This window comes from Bartonella sp. AP72JLCBS (genome assembly GCF_042195705.1).
Classification (GTDB): Bacteria; Pseudomonadota; Alphaproteobacteria; order Rhizobiales; family Rhizobiaceae; genus Bartonella.
The window spans coordinates 186076-200134 of sequence record NZ_JBHIOU010000003.1 but is presented as its reverse complement, the minus strand read 5'-3'; the positions used below and the strand labels follow the sequence as shown (position 1 = coordinate 200134).

7 protein-coding genes are annotated in these 14059 nt (G+C 37.3%); 2 read left to right on the top strand and 5 right to left on the bottom strand.

Annotated elements, in window-relative coordinates:
- Positions 1-8 precede the first annotated feature (8 nt).
- On the top strand, positions 9-2933 hold the full coding sequence (locus ACFILO_RS03105) for a bifunctional [glutamine synthetase] adenylyltransferase/[glutamine synthetase]-adenylyl-L-tyrosine phosphorylase (protein ID WP_375677805.1): 2925 nt from the start codon (positions 9-11) through the stop codon (positions 2931-2933).
- 451 nt (positions 2934-3384) lie between these two features.
- Positions 3385-4209, top strand: a complete 825-nt coding sequence (locus ACFILO_RS03100; RefSeq protein WP_375677804.1) for an outer membrane protein — start codon at positions 3385-3387, stop codon at positions 4207-4209.
- A 1377-nt stretch (positions 4210-5586) separates the two neighbouring features.
- On the opposite strand, the gene ACFILO_RS03095 is transcribed toward ACFILO_RS03100, so the two are convergent.
- The 5 genes from ACFILO_RS03095 to ACFILO_RS03075 form a co-directional block, all read right to left on the bottom strand.
- Positions 5587-6471: a metallophosphoesterase family protein gene (locus ACFILO_RS03095; RefSeq protein ID WP_375628204.1), complete on the bottom strand. Its 885-nt coding sequence runs from the start codon at positions 6469-6471 to the stop codon at positions 5587-5589.
- Between the two features lie 596 nt (positions 6472-7067).
- Entirely contained in the window at positions 7068-9164 is a 2097-nt protein-coding gene (locus ACFILO_RS03090) for a glutamine amidotransferase (RefSeq protein ID WP_375631630.1), read from the bottom strand.
- The gene (locus tag ACFILO_RS03085; protein ID WP_375677803.1) at positions 9161-11959 is read right to left on the bottom strand and encodes a DUF4159 domain-containing protein; all 2799 of its coding nucleotides are present in this window, start codon (positions 11957-11959) and stop codon (positions 9161-9163) included. Before ACFILO_RS03085 ends, ACFILO_RS03090 begins: the two co-directional genes overlap by 4 nt.
- Positions 11956-12867 (bottom strand): DUF58 domain-containing protein, encoded by a 912-nt coding sequence (locus ACFILO_RS03080; protein WP_375612989.1) that lies wholly within the window; start codon positions 12865-12867, stop codon positions 11956-11958. Before ACFILO_RS03080 ends, ACFILO_RS03085 begins: the two co-directional genes overlap by 4 nt.
- Positions 12868-13899 carry an AAA family ATPase gene (locus ACFILO_RS03075; RefSeq protein WP_375612988.1) on the bottom strand — a complete coding sequence of 344 codons (1032 nt, stop codon included), beginning with the start codon at positions 13897-13899 and terminating at the stop codon, positions 12868-12870.
- Positions 13900-14059 lie beyond the last annotated feature (160 nt).

Below are 14059 nucleotides of genomic sequence, written 5' to 3'. Positions count from 1 at the left end.
GAGCAGAGATGAAACAAGCTTTTTTAAAAACACAGCTTCTCCCTTTATGTCCTCTCGATAAAAGTGGTTCCCAATGGTTAAAAGACATGGAAGAACAAGCAAGGAAAGAAGGTTTAGAATCGCTTGTTTCCATCATTTCAGAGAGTGGAACGCAGATTGATTTTATCAGTTCGGTTATGACCTTATCTCCTTTTTTGCGTGAGGTTTTAATTGCCAACCCATCATATCTTAGTGCTTTATTAAATGTTGATATAGAAACAAGGCTGAGCGAAATTATAGATGATATTACAGCTATTGATAAAGATGAAGCTATAAATGAAACTTCATTGATGGCTGCTTTAAGGCGCAAAAAACGAGAAGCGCATGTTCTTATTGCTTTAGCTGATTTGGGTGGTGTTTTTACTTACGAAGTTTCATGTGCTTGGTTGACACGTTTGGGCGAAGCAGCATTAAGTGTAGCACTACGTTTTCTATTAAGAGAAGCGCATGATCATGGTAAGATCAATTTATTAAGCCGTGAGAATCCAGAAAAAGACTGTGGTTTAATTATTTTAGGGATGGGAAAGTTAGGAGCAGGGGAACTTAATTATTCTTCTGATATTGATCTTATTGTTTTCATTGATGAAACATCACCTCATATTGGTAATCTTTCTGAAAGTGTTGACGTATTTTCTAAAATGGTACGCCGATTAATCCGTATCATTCAAGAACGCACTGCGGAAGGATATGTTTTTCGTCTTGATTTTCGTCTTCGTCCAGATCCAGGTTCAACCCCTTTGGCCTTACCAGTAAGGACTGCATTGCGTTATTACGAAGGGCGTGGGCAAAATTGGGAACGAGCAGCCATGATTAAAGCACGTCCAGTTGCTGGTGATAAGAGGGCAGGTTTTAACTTTCTCAAAGAGCTTTTTCCCTATGTGTGGCGGAAATATTTAGATTATGCTGCTATTGCTGATATTCATTCGATCAAACGTCAAATTCATGCGCATAAAAATTACGGTCAAATTGCAGCTTATGGGCATAATATAAAGTTAGGTCGTGGTGGTATTCGTGAGATTGAGTTTTTTGTTCAGACACAGCAGCTCATTGCTGGTGGACGTTTTCCTCAATTACGTGGACGTCAGACAGTTGCAATGTTAGCAGAACTTCACACGCTTGGTTGGATCAGTGAGAAAACGAGAAATAGCCTTATAAAAAGTTATGCATTTCTTCGAAATGTGGAACATCGTATTCAAATGCTTTTCGATGAACAAACACATCTTCTTCCAAATGATACAGCTCAATTCACGAGTGTTGCCTATTTAATGGGTTATCAAGACAGGAGCAGTTTTATCCGTGATTTATTAAAAACACTTCAGGTTGTTGAAAAACATTATGCTGCACTGTTTGAGAATGAGCAAGAACTTGGTTTAGAAATTGGTAATTTAGTTTTTACCGGTGAAGAAGATGATCCGGAGACATTAATAACGTTAAGCCGTTTAGGCTTCGAAAGAGCAAGTGATATTTGTCGTATTATGCGCACGCTCCATTTTGGTCGTTATAAAGCAACGCAATCAGCCGAAGCACGCGAGAGATTAACGGAATTAACACCAGCTCTTTTGAAAGCTTTTGGTGGGACAAAACGAGCTGATGAGGCGATGTTGCGTTTTGATGGTTTTTTACAGGGCTTACCTTCAGGAATTCAGCTTTTTAGTCTTTTGCAGTCTAATCCCTCTCTTTTGGATATGCTTGTCCTTATTATGGGTGCTGCTCCACGTCTTGCAGAAATTATTACACGCAGATCCCATGTTTTTGATGGAATGTTAGATCCGAATATTCTTTCAGAATTACCGACCAAAACGTACTTAGAAAAACGGCTTGAATATTTTCTTGAAAATGTTCTTTCTTATGAGGAAATTCTTGACCATTTAAGGATTTTTGCAGATGAACAACGTTTTTTGATTGGTATTCGAATTTTAAACGGTACAATTACAGGAGAAAGAGCGGGTTTTGCTTTTACTGCGCTTGCTGATCTTATGATTACAAAAACATTTGCTACCGTTCAAGAGGAATTTTCTCGTCTTCATGGTCGTATTAAAGGGGGGCGTGTTGGCATATTGGGTATGGGGAAGCTTGGAAGTCGCGAATTAACAGCAGATTCCGATGTTGACCTCGTTTTGCTTTATGAACACGATGATGATGCAGAAATATCTGATGGAGAAAAGCCTCTTTATATCTCTCAATATTATACGCGTTTAGCACAGCGCCTCGTTTCTGCTTTATCCACTCTTACAAGCCAAGGTATTCTTTATGTCGTTGATTTAAGGTTACGGCCATTAGGCAATAAAGGACCTATTGCTGTTTCTTTTCCATTTTTTAAAAAGTATTATCGCCAAGAAGCATGGATATGGGAATATCTTGCTTTAACAAGGGCTCGAGGCATTGCAGGAGACCCTGATTTTTTACAAAAGCTAGAAAATGAAGTGTGTGCAATTATTGCTATTTCTCGTGATAAGAAGGAAGTTGCAAAAGAAGTATGTGAAATGCGTGCCTTGATTGCAAAAGAAAAGCCGCCAAAAAATCAATGGGATTTAAAAACGATGTCTGGTGGCATTATGGATTTGGAGTTTATTGCTCAATTTTCTCTTATTACGCATGTCATTGAGTTTCAAATTGGAGCGACGACAGCGGATATTTTAGATCACTTACCAAACAGTTTTCTTAATCAGTCATGTATTGCTGATTTACATTATGCCTATCGTCTTTATACAAATTTGAGTCAAATTATACGGCTTTGCTTAAATGATTCTCTTGATCCCAATGACATGCCACCTGGATTAAGTGACCTTTTGTTGAATAGTGTTGGGGAACCTGATTTGCTTCGTGTGGAAAAATTAATTGCAGAAACTGGGCAATTGGTCTGTTCAGTTTTTACAAAAATCATGAAACATTAAAATAATTCTATAAGAATAAATAAAAATTATTAATTCCATTTTTATATATTAATTTTTGTCGTTCATTTCATAGACGCTTGAGAGGGTTAGAGTGAAGTTCTCTACTGTTTTTTCAAGTGTGATGAAAAAATTCTCCATTCTAGGTATCATTCTTTATACAAAAAGCGATGAGTGATTAATTTAGTTAATCATATTTTTTATGAGCGTTATCTCATTTTTTCAAAAAATTGACATTATAATTTTTTATATAATTTCAGATAATAACGATCAATATGAAGCTATAAAAGCTACTATAGATTAATAGCTTCTGGAAATTATAAATAATATTTAAGCTTTATTTAAAACTAATTTTAATTTTTTAACTGTGTCATTTTTGCTATAGATTTTTTCAAAAAATTGTGAAACGATTTATCATTATTTATGTATCACATTAGCTTTTAGGGGAGCAATTATGATTACAAAGTATTTAGCCTCAACATCTATATTTTCTTTAATTTCAATTTCTGTAGTACAGGCGTCGGATATCGTTATTCCTGAACAACCTGTTCCTGTTATTCCAGCACCTGCTTTGTCTTGGACAGGATTTTATCTTGGAGGACAGATTGGTAACTTTTCAGGTAAAACAACTGCAAGTTATTTAAAACATGAGACAGGGATATGGAATCCAATTGGAAAGGAGAATTTACCTAAACTTTCTGGTTTTATCGGGGGAGTTTATGCAGGTTCCAATATTGATATCGATAATAGTTTTATTATAGGTATTGATACAGATATTATGTGGTTTGGTAAAAAGGATTCTAAAGATATCAATCTACCGAAAAAAAGTCCAACTGAAGAAACACCAAAACTTGTAGAAAAAACAAGTCTAACAAGAGATTTGCATGAGGAGGATTCGACAACACCTATTAAAGCTGTACGTCATACTTTAAAACAAAAATGGGCTGGTGCTACACGGGTGAGAGTTGGTTTTGCGATTGAGCGTATGATGCCTTATATTTCTGGAGGGATTGCTTATACGCAGCTTCAGAATATTTTTGCGGCAGTAGCTGATAGCAAAAATGGAGAAGTTGATTTTTCTGATTGGTTGCATGATGAAAAAAAGACCATGATTGGTTATACCCTTGGAGGTGGTATTGATTTTGCAATGACTGATAATATTATTGTACGTGCAGAATATCGTTATTCAGATTTTGGCAAAAAGAAGTTCATACAGGATAAATTTGAAATGGGCTACAAGACAAATGATTTTCGTGTGGGTGTAGCTTATAAATTTTAATTTTTTGCAGAATTAAACACTTCAAAAGTCTCATTTTCGAATGAGGCTTTTATTTTTCAGATATGTTCTAGTAAATATCCTTTACTCAAAAGAGCTACTATTTTATTCGAACAATACTTTGATTTGTAAACATAAATTACTTTTTGTCATGTTGAGTGAGAGACCCAAGTGTCATAAGATTTTCTCATTTTAAACCTATACCATATTGAACCGATCAAAACCATGTCTTTTGCACGTCAAAAAGAGGGGGCGTCGTGAGATAAAAACATTAAAGAAAGAATAAAAATGCTTCTTATGAACCATTTTAAGTGCTAAAGGCTGTCGCTACATTAGGGGGTGGCAAAGTGTGAGATTTTGATACTAGCTTGCTTTTCCATAAACGTGAAGATGGTGTTGCTAAATGGACTTAACATTACATCATTCATAGGTACCGTCGGGAAATGGGTTTGGGTGCTTTAAAAGATGCTTTTTTAAACCAACATGTGAATTGGCAAGCTAATGGCATTTTATTTTATTTGAAAGATTTTTCATACAATCAACTTTTCTGTTTTGCGGTATCGTAAAATATTTTATTTAATAACAAAAAGCTCGCAAAAAAATTCTAAAGAACGTAAAATTACATCCGCAATATAATTCAATAATAAAATAATTATAAAGAGTATTATAAAGTGATTTATAGGAAAAAATAGAGAGAAAATTAGGAATTTATTGAGACATAAAAAACATTATTACCTATGTCTGTTATCGAAATATAATCTATTATTTTTCCTATTTTTTTAATGTACGATAATAAATTTTGAGTGAAATAGTAATGGATCATTTCAAATCTATTTACGATAAATCAATCAACATCATTTGTTTATGAATCACAAGTAGGTTGGGTTATTTAAATTATATACTTTAGTTATTATTTGGCTTTTTTAGCCATTGATTTTCAGGTATAGAAGCTGAATGAGCTTCTCTATTATTCTATAAAATATCATCATTGTAATAATATAAGGATTTTACGCATTAGATGCTTTTGGAGGAGTGGATGATGAAATTCAAAGCAGGGTTTATGTGTAGAGCTTTGTGAAGTAAATCACATGCGCAATTAGCAGCTGGAACCCGTGAGACAAGAATCCGAATTATTTATAAATCAGATGTGGTAGAATTTTCGTCCTTTAGAGCGGGAAGGAAGAAAACCGATAAGTTTGTAAAAAGCTAGTCACATAAGTGGGGCAGCAGATGGAACTGTCTGAGAAAAATTGATCTATTGACAGAGAAGGTGAAACTTTATCTTTTAAGGAGAAAAAGGGAAATAAGAATTATGATTTCCAAAGGGATATGAAATAAAAATATTTTTATTTTTGGTTGTTTGGGCAACTATGAAGGTGTTTAAAGATTAATTGTTTCAGTACATGCAATCTCGTTTTTGGGGTTGATAATGCTATAACGTTTTAATTGGCAATGCCATTGATTTTGTAAGCGTTCAATGGAAAATAAATTAAAGCCTGCGGGCGGTTTTTTATCACCAAAAGCTTGTGATGCGGAAGGAACACCAACAATAGGAATTTTTTTAATTGGTCCTTCAATGTAATTCAATGTGGGTAAATGAGTATGTCCGTGAAGAATAAGCTCACAACCGTGGTATTTGATAACGTCTAGAAAACGTTTTATATCCCGTAGTTTTTTATGCCAAGACGTTGCCTTTGGAAAGGGGGGGTGGTGAATCATGACGACACGAAAAAGGTTGCGCTGTGCTGCTTCCTTTAAAAAGAGCGGTAAAGTTTGCGCTTGCATTTTACCAAAATAGCCAGAAGCTTGAAAAGGCAATGTCGCAATGGCTGAAGAAGCTGCTATGATGGCAACATCTTTGCGAATGCGCATATAAGGAAAGGCACTTTTTTGAGGGATGTCACCTGTAATCCAAGGTTTAAAGAGAGTGCATGCTTTTTGTAAAGCGCCGCGGACATAGGCATCGTGATTTCCAAATGTCAAAGAAATATCTTGAGGTTTTCCTAGGTTAAGTAGCCAACGATGAGCTTGTACAAATTCTTTATCGAGAGCAAGATTTACAAGATCACCAGAGATCACAAGGTGATCAGGTTTTGTTTTGTTCAAGGCATCTATTAAAGTTTCTAGGACATCTGTTGCCATCTGACTCTTACGTTTTTTTTGCCAGTTCAGATAACCGGTAAGACGTTTCCCAGAAAGTTCAAAAAGGGAAGGTTGCGGGAGAGGGGAAAGATGTACATCCGATATATGGGCAAGATAAAACATAAAAGCTCGTAAAGTATTAAAAACGATTTAAAGAATAAACATAAGATAAGTTAGTGCTTAAAGGCAAGAAAGATTGTAAAATGAAAATTAGCTTGCAAAAAAGAATGTCTCAAGCGGAATGTTCCAAATAGAATATCCCTAATAAAATATCATTGTGTTGTAGATTCACATATTTGTAAAAAAAACATTTCTCAATGCGTTTGAGCTAATTCCACGATGGTACTCGATATTATAATGGAAAGCTTCTGTGAACTATATAGGGCTTACTGTACACTACCATCTCTACACTTATACAAGGTGCAAATAAAAAACATCATACTATTTTCCCCCAATTTTATGAAAATCCTTGCTTTGCTTTAAGAGGATTCATAAGAGGTATTTCACTCTTTTCTTCAATGGTTTCTATCCATACAGCATCCCTTCTAATAATACGCAAGAGAATGTTTTTTATTGTTTTAATATGAGGATATTGGAAATAAGGAGAATTCCACTGTATTTTGAGTTATAAATCAATACGTTATCTAATTACAAAAGACAAGCAAATACGTAAAAAGATAAGCTGAATTTTAAAACTATTATACGAAATCTCAGACTTTTTAACGGCCTTCATAATACCACATGCTGCTCAACAGTAAAAGGCAAGCAAGCAGTGCAAAAAAACCAGAAAATATCGAAAAATAAAAGGTATTGATTAAACGGGTTTCTGTTGCTTCTTTCAGAACAATTGAATGTGCTGGGGAATAGGACGGACTTGTTTTTGATTGAATCAGCTTAAATGGAGGAAGATGAATGTTTTCTTTTCCTTCAGGGTGTAAACGTCCGATGTAGCCACCAGTGTGCTTAATAATGGGGGCTAGTTTTTCTTGTGTTGAAATCAAGTCAAACAACTCAAGATTATCGAGCATCCCTACAGAAGAAAGTATTGTTAAACCGCCATTTTTAATGTTAAAAATTCCTGTCTCATCAGTGGTCACAGTTGCAGTAAAAAGGCCTTCTTTCTCTTTGGTCAGAGTAATATTTTCTTTTTTTCCAGAGGGAAAGATTATTTCAGCGGGTTCTGGATGGTCTTTTAGAGTTTGGCGGCGAATTGTTAAATGATGATGGCTGCTGGTCGCACTTAATTTTTCTTCCTCAAGTTCTGGTTCTTTCATGAGCCAATGGGCAATACGACGATAAAGAGCAGCATAAGGACCACCGCCTTCGAAACCTCGTGCCCAAAGCCAACTTTCATCAGAAAGCAACATGCCTACACGTCCTTTATCAACATGCGAGAGAAGTAAAAGTGGTTGTTCATCCGCTCCTTTCATGAGGGCGATTCCGTTATTTATGTTTTGAATAGCAATTTGTCGCAACCATTGCCCCCATTGAGAAGCGGGAAGGTTAAGTGTTGCAAGACCCCTTGTGACAGGATGGCGCTCACCTTCTTTGGTTAATGTGGGGCGAAAAGGTTTTTCAATAATAGTTCCATTGGGCAATGCCGGTAGAATGCTTATTAAAGGTGTTTTCGCAAGTGAGTTTTTTTGGGTAAATTCAGGTCCTGTTACCATCAACAATGCACCCCCCTTTTGTACATATTGGGCGATATAATCATAATAGATTAAGGGGAGAACAGTAGAGTGCTGGTAGCCATCAAGGATGATGAGATCAAAGTTATTAATTTCTTCAACAAAGAGTTTTCTTGTGGGAAAGACCACTAAGGATAATTGGCTTGAGGGCGTATTATCTGCTTTGGTGGGGGGACGCAAAATAGTAAAGTGAACAAGATCAATATTGGAGTCACCTTTCAAAAGGTCTCGCCATGTCCGTTCTCCATTATAAGGAGCACCTGAAATAAGAAGAACGCGTAAATTTTCTCTGATTCCTTCAATAATTGTTATGGCGCGGTTGTTTTCAAAGCTTAGTTCACCTTTGTGTGGATCAGTTATAACTTGGATAATATTTTTTTCAGCATGAGGAAGGGTAATTTCAGTTTGAAAAATCACGCCAGGAGTTACAGAATAATGGCCAATGTCTTGTCCATTGACGCTTAGTGTAATATTTGCTTTCTGTGATATTGTTTTTTTGGCGGGGCCTTTATCTTCTACCAAAATGGAGAGCGTTTGTGGTTTGTTGACAAGGGCAAAGCGTGGAGGAGAAATAAACTTGATTTGGCGATCAAATTCATCTGAGTGTCCTGTAATCAGGGCATTGAGAGGTGCTTCATGATGAAGATCTGATAGGTCAGGGATGTCATGCACTTGTCCATCGGTGATAAAAATGGTTCCTGCATAACGAGAGAACGGTACATCAGATAGTGCCTGTGTTAAAGCTTCAAACAAATTCGTTGAGGGTGCATATTGATTATCAGCAAGTTTCCCAGCTTCAATAAAGCGTGGTTCAAATTGTGGATAATGCGCCAGTGTTTCGACTAATTGCCTGCGCGCTTCATCACAATCATTTGTACGTGTTCCAAATGATTGGCTTTTGCTGCGGTCAATGACAATGCCTACTGTGCTTTTCAGTGGTTCGCGCTGTTCTTTTATGATCATTGGATTGAGCAAAGCAAGGATAAGGGCGCTTAATGCCATCAGACGAAATAAAGAACCTTGCCGTTGCGTAACAAGACCAACAACGACAAAAAGAATCGATATTCCGCTTAAGAGCAGAATCCAAAAGAGTGGTAAAAAAGGCTGAAAAGTGAAAAATGATATCATTGCCTTCTTTCTCTTTTAAAGCGTTCCAAGAGTGCTGGAACATGCACTTGATCCGCTTTATAGTTTCCTGTAAGCACATAAAGGACAATATTTAAACCTGCACGAAATGCCCATAGACGTTGCATTGGATCATTGGGAACAAGGGGATATTTCCATGTCCCTTTTTCATCGAGCGCCCAAGCCCCGGCAAAGTTATTTGCGGTGATGAGAAGGGAACTTACGTTATCGCCGTTGGCAAGAGAGTTTTTATTTTTTTTGTTTGTTGATGAGGATTCAACCCATAAAGGTGAACCACGGTAGAGACCAGGAAAATCTGGCATAATATAAAAAGAACGTGCAACAACATGATCTGTTGATGCTGGCTCAATGGATGGAATATTTAACTCTTTTAAGATATCTCGTAATCTTTGCGTTTCTGGAGTAGCGTCTCCTTCAAGATTAAGATTGCTCTTTATCTGATCGCGCGTGTCAAATAAAATTGTTCCCCCATGTTTCATAAAGTTATTTATTTTTTCAAGGCTTTTGGGGGTTGGTATAGGACTCTTAACATCAATTGGCCAGTAAATAAGAGGATAAAAAGAGAGTTCATCTTTATCGAGATCAAGTGCTGTAACAGAGCCAAGGGTAAGCATCGTGCGCTCTGCGATAAATTGACTTAACGCTTCTAGACCACTTTTACTCGTTGTATCAATTTCATGATTATTGGTTATAACATAGGCAAGATGTGTTGCGCCAGCAGCTTGTACACTATCATGATGATTTTCTTTCGTTTGTGCATGAAGAGTTGGATCATATGAAAACAAGGCAATAAGACTTATAAAGGGGACGAGAAACATATTACGCCGTTTCATGAAAGAAAAAATATCTCCCATCCATAAAATGAGAAAATTGTCAAAGGCGAATAATAAGATGGCTAATCCTAAAAGTGGACCGATAAGATTTTTTTCTTTTGTATCGTAAGATAAAGGGCTTTTATTAAGAGAAGTTGGCAATGATGATTGTTTCATCAAGTGCGACGAATGAGTTAAGAGATTGAGTGCATAAAAATTGTTTTTGGTACCATAAAGTCCTGGGGGAGTATGGTAGGAAGGATGGGGTGGATTTTGAGAGTCAAAGATCAAAGGAACAACATCAGAGGGTGGTACTTGTAATTGTCCGTCAACGGCTATAGTTCGCCAAGGGTTTTGTATCACTGTTCTTTTTTCTCTGTGTGTTAGGTTTGTGTTTTCGTTAGAACCTAATGTGATTAATTTTTGCAGCATTTGTGCAAAAAAGCCAGAAAGAGGAAGGTTAGACCATGTTGGGTCAGGAGCAACATGAATGAGAATAAGGGTTCCTTTACCACGTTTTGCTGCGGTAACAAGAGGGGTTCCATCCGAAAGGCTAAGCCACGTTTTTTCAAAAAGATCTGGAGTTGGTTCTGCGAGGATTTGGCGCGAGACAGTAACATCTCCTGGAAAGGGAAGACCAAAGAAAAAGCTATTTTTTGCAAAAGGGGCAAGCTTTTGTGGTTTTGTCCAAGACATAATACTTCCAAGGGAACGTTGACCTGGGCGCAGTGGTATCGGAAGAAGGTTATCGTAATGTTCTGCGCTACTGAGTTTTTCTCCTGCAAAGCGGATGAGTGTTCCCCCTTTATTCACAAAATCAGAAAGTTTTTTTTCTGCTTTTGGGGGTATGTTAACAATGTCACCCATAATCAAAACAGATGGATTTTGTTTAAGCAAATGATCAATATCCGTTGAAAGTTCTCTTCCACCGGCTGTTATAAGCTGTGTATGACCTTGTAAGGCTTTGATAATGTAATAAAATGGAGCAAGTAAAGGCTGTGCCATTTCATTGGTATCGGGTGAGAGAAGAGCAACACGGCTTATCCTGTTATGGCTATCTACCAAGAAGGTTGCAGCAGCATGGTTTTGATTGTTTATTTTTATCCAAGCGATATCATTGCGTAGTTCAAGTGGTACATTAAAAGGAACAAGTGCTGTTGTTTCTCCTTCAGAGAAATTGTTCGTAAATTGACCGAGAAGTTGATTATTTGAATCGTAAAGGGTGAGTATAGCGGGAGTATTACTGTGTGTTGTTGAGCGGATAATACGCGCGCCCATGTTTCCATTGTTATTTTCTATGGATGTTATGCCGGTTAAATCGGAAATATCAGTCAAATACCACAAGAAGTTTCTAGGTTTTAATTCTTCAAGAAGAGCAAAAGCTTGCTCATCTTCATTTGTTTGTAATCCATCACTTAAATAAGCAATATCAAGAGGTTTTCCTTTGGTTATTTCGCTGAGTTTTTTGAAGGCATGCACACGGTTGACAGGCCAAGGACGCGGTTGCAAATGCATTAAATGCTGTTTTATAATCTTGGCTGGTTGGGGCTCTATATTGGAGATATTATTTTCAGCCGTTGCAACAAGATAAATATTTTTTTGCTGTTTTTCTGCCTGTGCAAGGAGCATTTCAGCGATAGAGATGCGCTGTTTCCATTCTTTTACAGAAACCCAACCATTATCAATAATGAGTGCAAGGGGTTGAGACCCAGAAAAGCTTATTGGTTTTTGATTCCAAGTGGGGCGTGCTAGAGCTATGATAACAAGTGCCGCTATGGTTAAACGCAACAAGAGCAACCACCAAGGTGTATGTTTTGCTGTTTCTTGTTGATGAGTTGGTTTGGGTAAGAAGCGAAAAGGGGGAAAAAGCTCTTTACGCGGAGATGGAGGAGTTATCCGCAACAGCCACCAAATGACCGGTAGGAACAAAAGCCCTAGTAACAGAAAGGGAGCAGCAAAACTCAAAGTGCCCTCCTTTTTTGCAATGGAGAGTCGCTCATTGTATTTGCAAGATGAAAAATGGTCTCTGTTAAAGGTTGATCTGTTGTACTAACGTGATAAGACCATCCTTGGCGTGCGCAAAAATTTACCAATTCTTGTCGCCTTGCGTGATATAGTTTACAATAGCTCTTACGAAGATCTTCTGCTTTAGTGGAAACATGTTTCTCTTTCGTTTCAGGATCCAAAAATTCTGTGTGACCTGTGTAGGGAAAGCTTTCTTCTGCGGGATCAGAAATTTCAATTAAATGCGCTGTCACTTGTTTTGTAGTTAAAACGGTTAAATATTGGATGATTTTTTCAGGATAGTCGAGAAAATCACTCATTATAATGACATGTGAAAAGCGTGTAATCGTTGAAAAATCCGGAAATAAATTTTCATCTGAATGATTTTCTAAAGCAAAGGCTATTCGTTCTACGACATTGGATGTCATTGTGGGGGACATTAAGTTAGGAATAGCAATATGTTCGCCACTGCGTGCAAGAAGGGATGCCAAGGTAAGGGTAAGAATAATGGCATGATTACCTTTAGAGATTTTAGAAAAGCGCGAACAGTAATGCATTGATGCGCTCTGATCAGGACAAAGCCAAACGGTTTGTGTCGTTTGCCATTCGTGTTCGCGCAGATACGTATTTTCATCACGCGCTGAGCGACGCCAATCAATGCGGGTAATGGATTCTCCTTCCATATAGGGACGAAATTGCCAAAAGTTTTCCCCATTACCGCTTTTACGTTGTCTGTGCCATCCGGTTATCAGTGTATTAGCGATATGACGCGCTTGTAAAAGGAAATATGGCATTTTGCCAGTATCCTTATGCAGTTCATTTGCCAGCGACAATGGAGGCTTTTGTAAAACTTTTTTGCCAAGTGCCATTCAAAGAGCATCTTTCACAAGGTTATTGATAATATCTTTTACGGTTATATCTTCAGCACGGGCAGAAAAATTAAGAGCCATGCGGTGTTGTAATACAGGATAGGCCAATGCTTCAACATCATCAAGTGAAGGGGCTAAGCGTCCATAATAAAGAGCACGGGCGCGAACACAAAGTGAAAGGGCTTGTGATGCCCGTGGACCAGGTCCCCAAGAAACATAAGTATTAGCAAGGCTATTGTCTTTATGAGGGCGAGATGAGCGGACAATTTTTAAAATAGCTTCGATCACACTTTCTGAAAGAGGCATTTTGCGAACGATATTTTGAATTTTTTGCAATTTTTTGCCGGATAAAATTGGTTTTGCATTTGATTTTTTTTCTTTTGTTGTTTCTAAAATAATCCGTCGCTCTGTTGTGAGGTCAGGATAGTCAATATCGATTTGCATCAAAAAGCGATCCAGTTGTGCTTCAGGAAGTGGATAGGTCCCTTCTTGTTCGAGAGGATTTTGCGTTGCAAGAACATGAAAAGGTTGTGGCAAATCATAACGGTTACCTGCAACAGTAACATGATATTCTTGCATAGCTTGTAAAAGGGCTGACTGTGTCCGTGGGGAAGCACGATTGATTTCATCGGCCATGAGAAGTTGCGTAAAAATAGGACCTTGAATGTATCGAAAAGAACGTTTACCGTCTTTATCGGAATCCATAATTTCAGAACCAATAATATCCGATGGCATTAAGTCAGGAGTGAATTGGATGCGTTTTTCATCAAGCCCTAAGACTGTTCCCAATGTTTCAACAAGACGTGTTTTTGCAAGTCCTGGAGCACCGACAAGAAGGGCGTGACCACCAGCAAAAATAGCGATTAAAGCATATTCGATTACCTGATTTTGCCCAAAAATAACTTTGTCAATTTCTTTTTGTAAAATATCCAATTCTTTGTGTGCCGTATCAATATCATCAATAATGACTTGAGCTTCATGATTGATATTGACCTTTTTTATAGAATTGGATGATGGATCATGTTGACTCATATTTCTTCCTTAAGGCGTTTGTCGCAAAAATGGTAATTTTCTCTGCATGATAATGGATATCTTATTGTTTGTAACAGAAAATGAGAAGAAATGAAGTATCATATGCCGTTTTTTTTCATATTCGTATAGAAGAGAAAAGTTTCTTTGGAAGAATAGACGT